Raw genomic sequence first — 14,960 nt, forward strand, 5'->3', positions numbered from 1 at the left:
CCGAGAAGGGTCATTACGTGTAGGGGGCTCTCATCCTCCGCAGTGCGGAGGGGGCGGGGTCCGCACGGAGGAGCCGGGCGCCCGGCGGCTCACCGGGCAGCACGACGAGACGCTCTTATCCGGCCCATACCTTCGAAGTGCGAGGTGGCGACAGGGGGTTGTCACCGCAGACGAGGGGGCTTGCCCGTCATGGGGAACCGAGACACAAGGGTGCGGGGGATCGCCGCCCGAGCGGGCGGCTGGAGCGCCCGCCACCGATGGGCGGCCGTAGGAATCTGGGTGCTGTTCGTCGTCCTGTCGATGGGGCTCGGCTCGGCCGTGGGCAGCGTCGAGGTCAAGGAGAGCGAGGCACTCAAGGGCGAGACGCACACCGCCGCGAAGATAATCGAGGACGCGGGGATCGAGGAGCCGGCCAGTGAGAGCGTCCTGATCCAGGCCAAGGACGCGAACACCAAGGCCACGGACGCCGGGTTCCGGAGCGCCGTCGCGGAGGTCGTCACAGCGGTCGAGGGCACCGGGGAGGTCACGGACGTGACGTCGCCGTACGACGCCGGCACGATCTCGAAGGACGGCCGCAGCGCGCTGGTGCAGTTCGACATGCGCGGCGAGGCGGAGACCGCGGGCGACCGCGTCGAGCCGGTGCTCAAGGCCGTCGAGGGGGTGCAGAAGGGCCACTCCGAGCTGCGGATCGAGGAGATCGGCGGCGCCAGCATGAACGAGACCTTCGCCGACGCGACCGGCAAGGACTTCAAGCGGGCCGAATTCTCCGCCGTGCCCGTGGCGTTCGGCATTCTGCTGATCGCGTTCGGCGCGCTGGTCGCGGCGCTGGTACCGGTGGCGCTGGCGATCACCGCGATCATGGCGACGATGGGCCTGATGGCCGTGGTCAGCCATGTGATGCCGATGAGCGACACGGCCAGCTCCGTGATGCTCCTTGTCGGTCTGGCAGTCGGCGTCGACTACTGCCTGTTCTACCTTCGGCGTGAGCGCGAGGAGCGCGCGGCGGGTCGCGACCCCGAGACCGCTCTGCGGATCGCCGCCGCGACCAGTGGCCGCGCGATCATCGTCTCGGGTGTGACGGTGTGCGTGGCGATGGCCGGCATGCTCTTCACCGGGCTCGCCGACTTCGAGGCGATGGGTCTGGCCTCGCTGATGGTCGTGGCGGTCGCCATGGTCGGTTCGGTGACGGTGCTGCCCGCCCTGCTGTCGCTGCTCGGTGAGCGGGTCGAGAAGGGTCGGATTCCGTTCCTGCACCGCGCCAAGCGGCGCAAGAACGGCAACGGACGCAAGGGCAACGGCGAGAGCCGCTTCTGGGGCGCCGTGCTGAACGTCGTACTCGCCAAGCCCGGCCTCGCGCTGGTCGTGGCGGCGGGCGCACTGCTTGCCATCTCCGCGCCCGCGCTGGGCATGAAGACGCAGAACCTCACCCTGGACCAGGAGTTCGGCGACTCGGTGCCGATCGTGGGCACGTACAACCGGGTCAACGACGCCTTCCCCGGCGGTTCGGATCCCGCCGTGGTGGTCGTCAAGGCGGACGACATCAACGCCGCCGACGTGAGGTCCGCGCTCGCCGAGTTCCGTACGGAGGCGATCAGTTCGGGCGCCTCGCTGGGCCCGGTCGACATCAAGGTGCACGACGCGCAGAACGTCGCCTTCGTCTCCGTACCGCTGGTCGGCGGTTCCGATCAGGGCAAGGCGGAGGAGAGCCTGGGTCTTCTGCGCGACACGGTACGGCCGGACACGCTCGGCAAGGTCGACGGAGTCGAGGCGCCGATCACCGGGCAGGTCGCGGGATCGCACGACTTCAACGAACAGCTGGTCGGCTCGGTGACCCCGGTCTTCGCGTTCGTGGTCGTCTTCGCCTTCCTGCTGATGCTGCTCTCGTTCCGCTCGCTGACGATCGCGATCACCTCGATCGCCCTCAACCTCCTTTCGGTCGCTGCCGCTTACGGCATCCTGGTCGCCGTCTTCCAGCACGGCTGGGGCGCGTCGCTGGTGGGCGCGGAGGGGGTGGGCGCCATCGTGACCTGGCTGCCGCTGTTCCTCTTCGTGATCCTCTTCGGGCTCTCGATGGACTACCACGTGTTCGTGGTCTCGCGGATCCGTGAGGCACGGCTGCGGGGGCTCGAGACCAAGGACGCGATCCGGCACGGCGTGGTCACCACGGCGGGCGTCGTCACCAGCGCCGCGATCATCATGGTCGCCGTCTTCGCGATCTTCGGAACGCTGTCCATGCAGTCCATGAAGCAGATGGGCGTGGGCCTGGCGGCCGCGGTACTCATCGACGCGACCGTCATCCGCGGGGTGCTGCTCCCGGCCGTGATGGCCCTGCTCGGCGAGCGCAACTGGTACCTGCCGAAGTGGATGAACCGCCTGCCCGACCTCACGCACGACGAGTCGGCCGAGGCTTTGTCACCGCCTCAGCCGCCCGCCGTGGAGGGCGAGAAGGTCGGGGTGTAGCTCCACCCACGACCGGCTACACCTGTACGTCGGCGGGCAGTTCGGCCTCGATGAGGTCGGCTGCCCGCCTTGTGCCGCCCTCCCCCGCCATCTGCTCCTGGATCTCGTGCAGGCGGCTCGCCACCCCGGAATCCGCGGCCAGTGCGAGGACGGTCTCACGCAGGTTCTCGGCCGTCGCCTCCTCCATCGATAGGTGACGGGCGACGCCGAGCGCCTGGAGCATGTCGGCGTTCCCGAACTGGTCGACGGCCTGAGGTACGGCGACCATCGGCGTCCCGGTGGCCAGCCCCTCCTGGCTGCCGCCCGCCCCCGCGTGGGTGATGAACACGTCGGCCTGACGGAGGACCGAGAGCTGCGGCACCCACTGGTGCACCTCCACATTGCCGGGCACCTCGCCCAGCTCGGCGGGGTCGACGAACTTCCCGATCCCCAGCACGACATGCCAGCCGGGCAGCTCGCCGAACGCCTTGACGCACTCCCGGTAGAAGTCGGGCTGCTTGGTGAAACTGGAGCCCAGCGACACGAGCAGCACCTTTTCGACTCCCGCGGGCCGCTGCCACTCGCCCTGCGCCGCCCGGTCGCCCTGGCAGGCGCCGACGAAGGTGTGGACCGTCTCGTCCACCCGGTCCGCGTGCGGCTGGAGCGCCTTCGGGATCAGTACGAGGGAGCGGGCGGGACGGCCGGTGAACGGGTCAGGGTGCTGCGTGATCCCGTTCTCCGCCAGCCAGGCCTCGAAGCGTGCGTAGTACGCCTGTCCGCGCTCGGTCTTGAGCGGCTCCGCCCACATCGGCTCGGCGACCTCCTCCTCGTAGCCGGTCCAGGCGACGAGGTTCGGCGACAGGGAGACGGCCGGGACGCCCCAGCGGTGCGCGAGGACACGGGCCGGGTAGGACGTGATGTCGTGCAGCACGAGGTCCGGCTCGTCACCCTCGTACGCCTTCACGAGCTGCGGCAGCGCCTGGATCGCGTCCGCCAGGAAGGGTTCGACGTTGTCGAGGAGGGTGCTCCCCCAGGCAGCGGGGTCGTCGTCGGGAGACGGCAGCGTCGAGGTGTAGAGGACGGGTTCGGCGCCGGTCGCCGCGACCTTGTCGGCGAAGACCGGCGGAATCGCGTACGTGACCCGGTGCCCGCGCGCGACGAGCTCCCGGATCACCTCGATGCTCGGGTTCACGTGCCCGTGGGCGGCAATCGAGAACATGGCGATATGGGCTCGTCGTGAAGTCATAGCGGGACACTAAGCGAGACGAGACGTCTCGTGCAATTGAATTGCTACCTCTGATAGCGGGCCAGCACCAGATTCCCGTCCTCCACCAGCCGTTTTCGCAGCTCATCGAGGTCGATCGCCCCGCTGTAGTACTCCTGGAACGCGGGCGTCGCGACCTTGTCCTTCCACTCGGGGTAGCCGCGCACGGACTGGGCGGGCGCCGAGCGCAGCTGGGCGGCGAGCGCGGTGCCGGTCGCCCAGTCGTCCTTGGTGGTGTGCAGGGCGGGGTCCTTGAGTGCCTCGGTGCCGGTGGGCAGCATCCAGTCGCCGAGGGCGAGCCGGACCATGTTCTTCGGCTGGAGCAGGAAGTCGATGAACTCGGCGGCCTCCTTCTTGTGCGGGCTGTCCTCTGCGATGGAGAGGGTCTGCGGGCTGACGCCCTGGGTGAGGCCGTCCGCGCCCGCCGGAGCGGGCAGCACTTGCCAGTCGAAGCCCTTGGGTGCCTGCTGGACGATCTGCTGCCGGTAGGAGAAGCCGAGCGGGACCATCGCGTACTTGCCGCCGAAGAACCCGGGCAGCGTGTCGGAGCCGCCCATGCCGAGCGTCGTACTCGACGCGCTCCCGTCCGTGTTCACCTCGTCGTGAACCGTCCTCGGCACCACCTCGTCGGCCGAGTCGAAACGGACCGTCACCTTGCCGTCCTCGCCCCGGTGGAACATCTGCCCGCTGGTGGAGAGGGAGAGGTTGAGCGTCGCGGAGACCGGCTCCTTGAGCGGCCAGGCGACCCCGTACTTTCCCTCGCCGCTCAGCTCCTTGGCGATCGAGCGGAACTCCTCCCACGTCCAGGGGTTCTCGGGCGTCGGAATGCGGACGCCCGACTCCTTGAGCCACTCGGCGTTGGCGATGAGGACACGCGGCTCCTGGAGGAACGGCACTCCGTAGATCCCGTCCCCGAAGGTCGCCGTCTCCCAACTGCGCTGCGGGATGTCGGACTTCAGCCGCTCGGGCAGCAACTCACCGAGTTCCGCGAGGTATCCGCCGTACGCGAAGTCCGCGAGGTCGTCCGAGGCGTCATGGATGATGTCCGGCGCCTCACCGCCCTCGAAGGAGGTGAGCAGCTGGTCGTGGACGCTGTCCCAACTCCCCTGCACATACTCGACCTTGACGTCCGGATGTACGGCGTTCCACTCCTCCACCAGCTCCTTGTTGGCGTCGACGGACTCCTCCTGCCAGGCGAGTGACTGGAATCGGAGGGTGATCCGTCCGTCGGAGCCGCCGTCGTCCGAGGAGCAGGCCGTGAGCAGCAGCCCCATGACCAGCGCGAGGATCCATCGCGTACGCATCAGCTCTTCACCGCCCCGGCGAGCATGCCGCCCGTGATCCGCTTCTGGATGATCGCGAAGACGACCAGCGACGGGAGGGTCGCGAGGAACGCCGCTGCCGCGAGCGGGCCGAGGTCCGCGACACCCTCGGCTCCGATGAAGTGGGTGAGGACGACCGGCAGCGTCTGTTTCTCCGGGGTCTTGAGGAGCACGAGCGCGAAGAAGAACTCGTTCCACGCACTGATGAACGCGAACAGCGCCGTCGCCACGATGCCGGGCGCGAGCAGCGGCGCGGTGATGGAGACGAGGGTGCGCAGTTTCCCCGCCCCGTCGACCGCCGCGGCCTCCTCCAACTCGGTGGGCACGGCCCGTACATAGCCCACCAGCATCCACAGCGCGAACGGCAGCGCCCACACCACGTACACCATGACCAGCCCCGGCAGTGAGTTGATCAGCCGGAGGTTCTTGAGGACCAGGAACAGCGGGATGATCACGAGCACGAACGGGAACGCCTGGCTGACCACCACCCACCCGGTGGCGGCCTTCGCGAGCCGGGTTCGGTGCCGGGCCATGACGTACGCCATCGGGGTCGCGACCAGTACGGCGATGACCGCCGCGCCGAGCGCCGCGACGAGGGAGTTGAACGCGGCCTGCAGCAAAGGCTGTTCGTCGAAGGCCTGCCGGAAGTTGGCGAGGGTGGGATTCCTGGGGATCCAGGTGGGGTGCAGGCTCGCCAGCTCGCGCGGGGGCTTGAAGGCGGTAGAGATCAGCCAGACGAAGGGGAAGGCGAGGAAGACGAGATAGCCGAGGAGTGCGAGGTACTGGCCGACGCGGGCGCCCTTGCTGGTCCTCATGCGTCCTCACCTCCCCTCAGGCGGCCGACGAGGAAGACGGCGAGGAGGACCGAGATCAGCGCGACCATCACGCAGCCCATCGCCGCGGCGTAGCCGAACTGGCCGTAGCGGAAGGCCTCTTCGTAGGCGAAGAGCATGGGCAGCCGGGTCCGGCCGCCGGGTCCGCCGTTGGTGAGTACGTAGACCAGCGCGAAGGAGTTGAAGTTCCAGATCAGGTTGAGCGCGGTGATGGCGAGCGCCACCGGCCTCAGGGCGGGCCAGGTGACCGTCCGGAAGCGGCGCCAGGCTCCGGCGCCGTCCATCGCGGCGGCCTCGTGCAGTTCGCGCGGCGTGTTCTGCAGGCCGGCGAGCAGGGCCACCGTCGTCTGGGGCATGCCCGCCCAGACGCCGACGACGATGACGGCGGGCAGGGCGGTCGCCAGACCGCTGAGCCAGTCGCGGCCGTCACCGAGGCCGAGGTCGCGCAGGGTCTCGTTGAGGATGCCGGCGTCCGGGTTGTAGACCAGCCGCCACATGACGCCGACGACGACCTCGGGCATCGCCCAGGGGACGATCGCGAGGGCGCGCGCGAGCCAGCGCAGGCGGAGCTCCTGGTTGAGCAGGAGGGCAAGTCCCAGCGCGAGGAGGAACTGCGGCACGGTCACCCCGACCGCCCACAGCAGCCCGATCCGGAACGAGTCCCAGAACAGTGTGTCGTGCAGCAGGTCCTGGAAGTTGAGCACGCCGATCCACTGCGTGGACCGGGTCCGCCCCGACTGCGAGTCGGTGAACGCCAGCGCGATCCCGTACAGCAGCGGTCCGACGCTGAGCACCAGGATCGGGATCAGCGCGGGCAGCACCAGGAACCAGGCGCCGTGGTCGGCGGGACGACGCTCCCCGCCCCCGCCGCGCGCACGCTTCGTTGACCGCCTCGTCGCGGTCGCCAATGTCACGGATTCGGCTCCTTCGGCGGCTCGTGGGGGTCGCGGCTCGTGGAGGTCCGGGCTCGTGGGGGGGCGGGCTCGTGGGGGGCCGGGCCCAACGTCCCGGCGGCCCCGTCATCGTGCTAATTGTCTGACGCGACGTCAAGACAGCGTGCAAGCCCTTCGTGGGCCTCCGACCAGTGCGAATGCGACACTGGCCGTCGTAAATGGCGTGATCGTGACCCCGCACGCGGAGAGCCGGCGGGAACCATGGGAGGCGACGGATGGACGAGGCACAGGCGCGGAACGTACTGGCCGCGGCGGGTGTGCTGCCGGAGCCGGTGCGGGAGGCGACGCTCCTCGCCCTGGGCGAGAACGCGGTGTTCGCCGCCGGTGACCTGGTCGTCAAGGTGGGGCGCGACGCCGAACTCCTCGACCGCGCAAGGCGGGAGCTAGACATCGCGGCCTGGCTCGCCGACGCGGGCGTCCCGGCGGTGCGGGCGGCGGAACCCAAAGCGCGGCTGGTCGACGGTCACCCGGTGACGGTGTGGCACCGGCTGCCCGATCCCGTACGCCCCACGGAGCCCCGAGATCTGGCCGAACTGCTACGGGTGGTGCACGCCCTCCCTTCTCCCGCCTTCGAGTTGCCGCCCCGCGAACTGCTGGGCGGTGTGGAGCGGTGGCTGCGTCTGGCAGGCGACGCAATCAATCCTTCGGACGCGGCGTATCTGCGGGCCCGGCGCGACGGCTTCGCGACGGCCGCGTCAGCCCTGACCCCGCACCTTCCGCCCGGCCCGATCCATGGCGACGCGCTGCCCCGCAACGTCCATGTCGGCCCCGACGGCCCGGTCCTGGTCGACCTGGAGACCTTCTCCGCCGACCTCCGCGAGCACGACCTGGTGGTCATGGCCCTGTCCCGCGACCGCTACGGGCTGCCTGCCGAGGCGTACGACTCCTTCACCGAGACGTACGGCTGGGACGTCCGTGCGTGGGAGGGCTGTTCCGTGCTCCGGGGAGCGCGCGAGACCGCCAGCTGCGCCTGGGTCGCCCAGCACGCGCCGGCCAACCCGAAGGCGCTGGCGGAGTTCGAGCGGAGGGTGGCGTCGCTGCGGGACGGCGACGAGAGCGTGCGCTGGTACTCGTTCTGAGGAGCGCCGGGCTCGCTACCGGTCCGGGTCCGGGGGTACGGATGTGCCGCGGGCCTCGAGAGCCGGCCACGGTTCGCCCGTGTCCCGGGCCTGGATCGTGCGGGCGGCCCGGCGCAGCTCCGCCAGGACCGTGCGTACCGCCTTGCGGGCCGTGCGCTCGGGGCGGTGCAGCGCGTCGATGTGCCGTCTGGCCTGTACGCCGCTGAGCGGCTTCAGGACCAGCGCGGGGTGCGGCCGCGTGGTCCAGCGGGGCATCAGCGCGAGGCCGCCCCCGGCGGCGACGGCCTCGGCGACCACCGCGAACTCGTTGATGCGGTGCGCGAGATGGAGCGGGCGGCCGGCCGCGGCGGCGATGGCCTCGATGGTGGCCATGACCGGGAAGCCGTCGTGCACCGTGATCCACGGCTGGTCGGCCACATCCCGTGGGGAGACCCGCCGCTTGGCGGCGAGCGGGTGGTCGGCGGGCATCGCCACGTCGAGCGGCTCGCGCAGCAGTGTGGTCACGGTCACCGTGCGCGGCCACGGCGGGGCGTGGTCGAGGCGATGGGCGAGGACGAGGTCGTACTCCCGGGTCAGCCGGGGGAAGTCGTCCTGCGCCACGTCCTCGTCCGCCAGCGCCAGAACCGGCCTGCCGGGTCCGGCGAGGCCGCGCAGCAGCGGCGGGAAGAACGTCGAACCCGCACTGTGGAACGCCGCCACCGACACCTCGCCGTCGGGCCGGTCGAGGAACTCGTCGACCGTGTGCCGGGCCCGTGCCAGAGCCGTCTCCACCTCGACCGCCGCGCCCGCCAGCGCCTGTCCGGCGTCGGTGAGCACCAGCCGTCGGCCCTGGCGCTCGGTGAGCGGGACCGGGATCGCCCGCTGCAGCAGCCGCAGTTGCTGCGAGATCGCCGAGGGCGTCACCAGCAGCGCCTCGGCGACCGCGGTGACGCTGCCCAGTTCGCCGAGCTCCCGCAGGATCTTCAGCTGCCTTTCGTCCACGCGTCCCAGTGTAGGCGCCCGATGTAGGGAAACTAAAAGATCGTTTTAGAAGGTGGCTCTGGGCTTCAGTGACGCCCGCGGTGCACCGTAGGCAGGTGTCCGACACCCGCCGTACCGATCTGGTACTCCTCCTTGTCGCGCTCGTCTGGGGTTCCAGCTATCTGTCCGCCCAGACGGCCACTTCCGCCCTGCCCGTTCTGGTCGTCCTGTTCGTGCGGTACGCGTTCTCCGCGCTCGCCTGCCTCGGCCTCGTCGCCGCCCGCCGGGGCGGACCCCGGGGCGCGCGCCGGTGGACCCGTGACGAGATCCGGGCCGGGGTGCCGCTGGGGGTCACCCAGGCCGCCGTCCTCGTCGTGGAGACGTACGGTGTCGCGCACACCAGCGCCGCCAATGCCGGGCTGATCATCAGCCTGACCATCGTGCTCACCCCGCTCCTCGACCGCGCCGGCCGGCGCGGCGGGCTGCCTCCCGTGTTCTTCGCCGCCGCCGGGGTGTGTGTCCTGGCGGTCGGACTCCTGATGTCCGGCAACGGCTTCCACGGTCTCCGTCTCGGCGACCTGCTGATGCTCGTCGCCGCGCTGGTGCGGGCGGTGCATGTCGTGCTCGTCGGACGGCTCACCGCACGCCGGTCGATACGCCCGCTGCACCTGACGGCGGTGCAGACCCTCGTCGGCTCGGCCCTGTTCCTGGCACCGGCCGCGCACGACCTGCCGACGCTGGCCCACGCCGACACCGCGACCTGGGCGCAGCTCGTCTATCTCGCCCTGTTCTGCAGCGTGTTCGCGTTCCTCGCCCAGACGTGGGCCGTGCAGCGCACTTCGGCCAGCCGGGCCAGCCTGCTCCTTGGCACCGAACCGATCTGGGCCGCCGCGGTGGGCATCACCCTCGGCGGCGAACACCTCACCTGGCTCACCGGCCTCGGCGCGGCCCTGATGGTCGGCGGCACCTACTGGGGCCAGTCCGTGGAACGGGCCCATCGCAGCGCCGCCGAGCCCATGCGGACCGGCGAAACCGCCGTCACCGCCGCGACGGCGCAGGGCACCGAGGCTCGCAGCGCTACAGCTCAACGCCTTGAAAGCGCCACAGCTCATCGCCTCGAAAAGGACACCCCATGCCCGACGACGACACTTACCGGCAGCTGATCTCCCTCCTCGACACCTCCTCCGTCGACTACCGCCTCATCGACCACGAACCCGAGGGCGCCACCGACACCGTCAGCGCGCTGCGCGGACACCCCGTCTCCCAGGCCGCCAAGTGCATCGTCCTGCGGGTCAAGGTCGACCGCCGCACCACACGTCATGTGCTCGCGGTCGTCCCCGGAGACCGGCGGGTGGACCTGGACGCCGTACGGACACTCTTCGCGGCCCGCTATGTCGGTTTCAGCGACGCGGAGACCGCGCAGCGCCTGGCCCGGGCCGTCCCCGGCAGCGTCCTCCCGTTCAGCTTCGACCCCGACCTCGAACTCGTTGCCGACCCGGACGTAGTCGCACAGCCGCGGCTGTACTTCAACGCCGCCCGCCTGGACCGCTCCCTGGTCATCTCGGGCCCCGCCTACGCCGAACTCGCCCGGCCGCGGGTCGCGCACATTGCGAGCCCGGCGCCGGCGTGACGCCGCTCAGTCCGTCGGAACCGGCTCGTCCGCCAACTCCCGCAAGGGCCACGTGCCGTCCACCACCGCGTCCGTCTCGCCCTTGCGACGCAGGAAGCTCTGGAAGTCGGCGGCCCACTCGGCGTACCACTCGATCTGCCGGCGGTGCAGCTCCGCCGGGCCGAGGGCCGCGACCTTCGGGTGGCGGTCGGCTATCGCACAGGCCAGCTTGGCCGCGGCGAGCGCGTCGGCCGAGGCGTCGTGGGCGGTGTCCAGAGACACCCCGTACTCCGTGCAGACCGCTTCCAGGTTGCGCTTGCCGCGGCGGTAGCGGTCCACGGAGCGGTCGATCGTGTACGGGTCGATGACGGGCGCCGGATCCACGCCGCCCAGCCGGTCGCGCAGCGACGGCAGACCGTACCGCCGCAGCTCCGCGGAGAGCAGGGTCAGGTCGAAGGCCGCGTTGTAGGCGACGACGGGCACGCCCGTCTTCCAGTACGCGACGAGGACCCCCGCGATCGCGTCGGCCACCTGATCGGCGGGCTTGCCCTCGGCGGCCGCCCGTTCGTTCGAGATCCCGTGCACCGCCACCGCGTCCGCCGGAATCTCCACGCCCGGATCGGCCAGCCACTCACGGCGCCCTATGGGCTCTGAATCCTTGACCTCGATCACGGCACCCGTGACGATGCGCGCCTCGCGCGGATCCGTCCCGGTCGTCTCCAGGTCGAAGCCGATCAGCAGCTCCCGGTGCCAGCCCATGGGCGGCCCCCCTTTCTCGTGGTGCTTTCCCCCAGTGGTCTCCACGATCCCATGCACCACTGACAATCCGAGGGCCGCATTCCGCTTCCCCCGGTCCTCAGCGTGCCGGGAGCATCAGGACACCGGCCGTGAATCCGCCCAGGCCACCTCGAACTCCTCGCGGTATGTGGAGAAAAGCCCCTCTTCGTCGACCTCGTCCGGTTTGACCACCCGGCCACCGCCGCGCAGCACCAGCACCGGCGCCTCCATGCCGCGCGTCCGGCGCAGATAGGACTGCACGACCGCGATGCCGTCCGAGCCGTCCCCGTCCACGAGGTACGCGGTGAAGCGGGGTGTCTCGTCGTAGACCTGGATCTCGAAGGCGCCCGGGTCGCGCAGCTTGGACCGCACCCGCCGCATATGCAGGATGTTCATCTCCACGGCGCGGCTCAACTCGCCGCGCTTTATGCCGAGTTCCCGCTCGCGCCGCTTCACCGCACTGGAGGCGGGGTTCAGGAACAGCAGCCGCACCCGGCAGCCCGACTCGGCGAGCCGCACGAGCCGCCGCCCGGAGAAGTTCTGCACCAGCAGGTTCAGGCCGATGCCGATGGCGTCGAGACGGCGGGCGCCGCCGAACAGGTCCTCGGCGGGGAACTGCCGCAGCAGCCGCACCCGGTCGGAGTGCACGCCGACCACGTCCGCGTACCGGTCGCCGACCAGGTTCTCGACGGCGTCGACGGGCAGTCTGCGCGCGGAGGGCACGTCGCTGCCGGCGCCGAGTATCTCCAGGAGTTTCGACGCGGCACGCTCGGCCTGCGCGAGGACCGCCTCGGACAGCGCCCGGTTGCGCGAGACGACGTTCCGGGTGACTTCCAGTTCGTCCAGGGCGAGTTCGACGTCGCGGCGCTCGTCGAAGTAGGGCTCGAAGCACGGCCAGTGCTGCACCATCAGCTCGCGCAGCTGCGGCAGGGTCAGGAAACTGAGCACGTTGTCATCGGCGGGGTCGAGCAAGTACCCCTTGCGGCGGCTGACTTCGCGTACGGCGACCGCGCGCTGCACCCACTCCTGTCCGGCGGGTCCGGCGGCGGCGACCACCCATTCGTCGCCGTGGACGGGTTCGTAGATGGGACGGAGAACAGCGGCCACGACCGCGCGCAGCCGCTGCTCGACCAGGTTCAGCCAGATGTAGGCGCGCCCGGCTCGCTGGGCGCGCGTACGCACCTCGCGCCAGGCGTCGGCGCCCCAGTCCAACTCCGGTCCAATAGATCCCATTTCCATCGGCCGCGCCAGGGACACCGCGCCGGGTGGGACATCTGTGGAGTTCCCCTCGTGACCCTCGTCACCAGGAGGCAACTCCAGCCCTCCCGAGCCCACCCGTGCACCGCCTTCCGCTCCCCCGAGCTCTTGCGTGGAGCAAGCCCCCACTCAACGATCAAGGAAGGGTACTCCGGGAGCGGTCGGCGGTGCAGCCCGATGGACAGGTCGTTTCTCAACTACCGTTTTGCGCTTGCCCGTTCTGATCGGCGAGCGCGGGCGGAGTGAGCGGATTCATAGCCGTGACGTCGCGCGGGGCGATGGAGAAGCCCTGCCAGTGGACCGGCATGGGCTGCTGGTCCTCGTCGCGCGCGATGTGGTGGAAGCCGACGTTGACCCAGACGACGGGGTGGGCGAGCGACTGCCCGTTGACCCACTTGTCGACGGAATTACCGGCTCCGGTACCGCAGTTGATCGGGTTGTTGCTGGCGAACTGTTCGCACCTCTTGTACTCGGTGAAGTAGATGTCGTGCTTGGTGAAGCTGCGGCCCGGGTACTTGGTGGTGGCGCCCGGGACGATCTCGTAACTACGCGCGTGCTCGTCCTTGTTCTTTCCGACCCTGCTGACGACGCGCCACCAGCGCATGTTCTTGGCGTCGCCCGCGAGCTCCTTGGTGATCTTGGTGCGGGTGGTCTTGTTGGTCGGCCCCTCGTTGCCGTTGGCGGGCGGGCTGACCTTGGAGTCGTACTGCTCGACGGTGCTCCTGGAGGAGCCGTCCAGGCCGAAGTTGAGCTTCCAGAAGACGTTGTGGCTGTGGCTGGTGGCGTAGGACTTGGCGCCCTTGCCGATCGGCCAGCCGCGACCGTCGCCCGCGTCGTAGTCACCGGGCGAGAGGCTGCCGGTGGCGCCGACGTTCATGTTGACGGTGCCGTCGTCCTGGAAGCGCCACTCGGTGATGTACTCGTACCAGCCGACCTGGTTGACGGTGTAGATCAGCAGGTCCTTGCCCTGGGTCTGATAGACCTTGTTCGCCGTGTCGCCCTGCATGCGGTAGGCGTGGCCGCGCGTGCGGGTCGTGGTGCACAGGCCGTTGGCGGTGGGGCGGTCCGGGTTCCAGGCGTTGGGGATCTTGACCTTCTTGATGGTGCCGCCGGGACACTCGCCCGGGGCCAGATCCATCAGCCCCTGCCCGAAACCGGCGCCGGTGAGGTCGTCGTACTCGGCCTGGCCGTCGTCGTAGGGGACGTGGATCTGGGCGAGCTTGGCGCTGGTGAGGACCTTGATGGGGGTGGCCTCACCCTTGGGCTGGTACGAGATGTCCTCCAGGACGAGCCCGGCCTCGCTCTCGTAGTGCCAGCACATCCGCCAGGTGGTGCCGGTGGAGAGCTTCTGCTCGATCCGGAAGTCCGCGCTGCAGGCGGGGGCCGCCGCGGGAGCGGCCTTGGGCTGGGCGACCGCCGGCCCCGCGGACGTCGCCGCGCCCACGGTCAGTGCGGCCACCGAGAGGCCCACCGCCGCCCGGCTGCGGGCACGGCTGTTTTTGTTCACGCGCATGACGAAGAGACTCCTTGCGAAAGCAGAGAAGTGAGTGAGTTGGAGAAGTGAACCGAGAGCGGGCGGCGCCGGCTAACCGAGCTTGCCGACCTTGCGGGTGCTCAGGTCGATCACCACGTCACGGCTGTCGATCCACGGCCCGTTCTTCACCTTGGGGAAGAGCCGTACGCAGCGGTGCGTGCCGCAGTCCGCGAGCGTGGCGGGCTGGGCGCCCGAGGCCGCGCGGTAGACCATGCTGTTGAGGATCAGCTGATCCGGCGAGGTGAGTTCCTTCCCCGTGGCGTCCTTGTAGTCGGCCCTGAGGCCCGCGCCGAGCGGGTCGGCGATGAGCAGCTGCGCGGCTTCGGTCATCTCGTCGCGGCTGATGGGCGGCTGGACACCGTGCTGGGTGTCGGTCCGCTCGACCTTCCCGGTGTCCAGGTTGACGGTCTTGGTGACGAGCGCGTCGTCCTTGTAGTCGTAGAACCGGACCTCGGCGCGGCGTGGCGCGTTCGGGTCGTCCAGTTCGTCCGCGTCCGGCTCGGCGAGGTCGACGCCGATCCGCTGCGGGCCGCGGTCCCCTTCGACGTCCTCGGCGGAATTGCGCAGCTGCCGGTTGAGCGCGATCTGTTCGACCCGCTCGGTCTCGTCGTCGGTCAGCGGGTCGCGGCCCTTGCCCTTGTCGCCTTCGGCCGGCGCCTCCTCGACCACGCCGGGTTCGGCCGCCGCCTGCCCCTGCTGGCCCGCCTCCTGAGAGGTCCCGCCGCTTCCCTTGGCTCCGCCCGAGTCGTCGGCCCCCGCGGAGCCCGGCAGAGTGATACCGATCATCACGGCCGTCCCGGCAACCGCGATGGCGGCACCCGCCACCACCTTGCCCAGATGGCGGTGCACTATGTTGCGCACATTTCCCCCTACTCCCCCGGATCCGTCTAGGAGTGTTCGAGCCCCACTGGTTCGGCATACGACGTATGCCTG

General features: G+C 70.1%; 13 protein-coding genes. 4 read left to right on the plus strand and 9 right to left on the minus strand.

From position 1 onward, the window contains the following. Window positions 1-189: 189 nt before the first annotated feature. A complete protein-coding gene (locus OG266_RS09975) occupies window positions 190-2,460 on the plus strand; it encodes an MMPL family transporter (RefSeq protein ID WP_371544726.1) in 2,271 nt (756 codons plus the stop codon). Between the two features lie 16 nt (window positions 2,461-2,476). On the opposite strand, the gene mgt is transcribed toward OG266_RS09975, so the two are convergent. The 4 genes from mgt to OG266_RS09995 are packed head-to-tail and all read right to left on the minus strand — an operon-like array spanning window position 2,477 to window position 6,772. Beyond that, window positions 2,477-3,685: a macrolide-inactivating glycosyltransferase gene (gene mgt, locus OG266_RS09980; protein ID WP_371544728.1), complete on the minus strand. Its 1,209-nt coding sequence runs from the start codon at window positions 3,683-3,685 to the stop codon at window positions 2,477-2,479. Between the two features lie 44 nt (window positions 3,686-3,729). Next, a complete protein-coding gene (locus OG266_RS09985; protein WP_371544731.1) occupies window positions 3,730-5,007 on the minus strand; it encodes an ABC transporter substrate-binding protein in 1,278 nt (425 codons plus the stop codon). Then, window positions 5,007-5,840: a carbohydrate ABC transporter permease gene (locus OG266_RS09990; protein WP_266474008.1), complete on the minus strand. Its 834-nt coding sequence runs from the start codon at window positions 5,838-5,840 to the stop codon at window positions 5,007-5,009. Before OG266_RS09990 ends, OG266_RS09985 begins: the two co-directional genes overlap by 1 nt. Beyond that, entirely contained in the window at window positions 5,837-6,772 is a 936-nt protein-coding gene (locus OG266_RS09995; RefSeq protein ID WP_326720067.1) for a sugar ABC transporter permease, read from the minus strand. Before OG266_RS09995 ends, OG266_RS09990 begins: the two co-directional genes overlap by 4 nt. A gap of 254 nt (window positions 6,773-7,026) precedes the next feature. Between OG266_RS09995 and OG266_RS10000 the strand changes: the two genes are divergently transcribed. Then, window positions 7,027-7,890, plus strand: a complete 864-nt coding sequence (locus OG266_RS10000) for a phosphotransferase enzyme family protein (RefSeq protein ID WP_371544735.1) — start codon at window positions 7,027-7,029, stop codon at window positions 7,888-7,890. Between the two features lie 15 nt (window positions 7,891-7,905). Here OG266_RS10000 and OG266_RS10005 read toward each other — a convergent pair whose 3' ends face one another. Then, window positions 7,906-8,871, minus strand: coding sequence for a LysR family transcriptional regulator (locus OG266_RS10005; protein ID WP_371544736.1), 966 nt, complete (start codon window positions 8,869-8,871; stop codon window positions 7,906-7,908). Window positions 8,872-8,966: 95 nt separating this feature from the next. On the opposite strand from OG266_RS10005, the gene OG266_RS10010 reads away from it, so the two are divergent. Continuing rightward, window positions 8,967-10,013: a DMT family transporter gene (locus OG266_RS10010; RefSeq protein WP_266474013.1), complete on the plus strand. Its 1,047-nt coding sequence runs from the start codon at window positions 8,967-8,969 to the stop codon at window positions 10,011-10,013. Next, on the plus strand, window positions 9,983-10,480 hold the full coding sequence (locus OG266_RS10015; RefSeq protein ID WP_266474014.1) for a YbaK/EbsC family protein: 498 nt from the start codon (window positions 9,983-9,985) through the stop codon (window positions 10,478-10,480). The genes OG266_RS10010 and OG266_RS10015 overlap by 31 nt, the downstream gene beginning before the upstream one ends. 6 nt (window positions 10,481-10,486) lie before the next feature. Here OG266_RS10015 and OG266_RS10020 read toward each other — a convergent pair whose 3' ends face one another. The 4 genes from OG266_RS10020 to OG266_RS10035 all read right to left on the minus strand — a co-directional run bounded on the left by OG266_RS10020 (window position 10,487) and on the right by OG266_RS10035 (window position 14,888). Then, window positions 10,487-11,218, minus strand: a complete 732-nt coding sequence (locus OG266_RS10020; RefSeq protein ID WP_371544739.1) for a 3'-5' exonuclease — start codon at window positions 11,216-11,218, stop codon at window positions 10,487-10,489. A gap of 114 nt (window positions 11,219-11,332) precedes the next feature. Beyond that, window positions 11,333-12,571 carry an SAV2148 family HEPN domain-containing protein gene (locus OG266_RS10025; protein ID WP_266474019.1) on the minus strand — a complete coding sequence of 413 codons (1,239 nt, stop codon included), beginning with the start codon at window positions 12,569-12,571 and terminating at the stop codon, window positions 11,333-11,335. A 115-nt stretch (window positions 12,572-12,686) separates the two neighbouring features. Further along, window positions 12,687-14,006: a copper amine oxidase gene (locus tag OG266_RS10030; RefSeq protein ID WP_371544740.1), complete on the minus strand. Its 1,320-nt coding sequence runs from the start codon at window positions 14,004-14,006 to the stop codon at window positions 12,687-12,689. A 72-nt stretch (window positions 14,007-14,078) separates the two neighbouring features. After that, window positions 14,079-14,888: a Tat pathway signal sequence domain protein gene (locus OG266_RS10035; protein WP_371544743.1), complete on the minus strand. Its 810-nt coding sequence runs from the start codon at window positions 14,886-14,888 to the stop codon at window positions 14,079-14,081. Window positions 14,889-14,960 lie beyond the last annotated feature (72 nt).

The organism is Streptomyces sp. NBC_00554 (assembly GCF_041431135.1).
GTDB lineage: Bacteria > Actinomycetota > Actinomycetes > Streptomycetales > Streptomycetaceae > Streptomyces.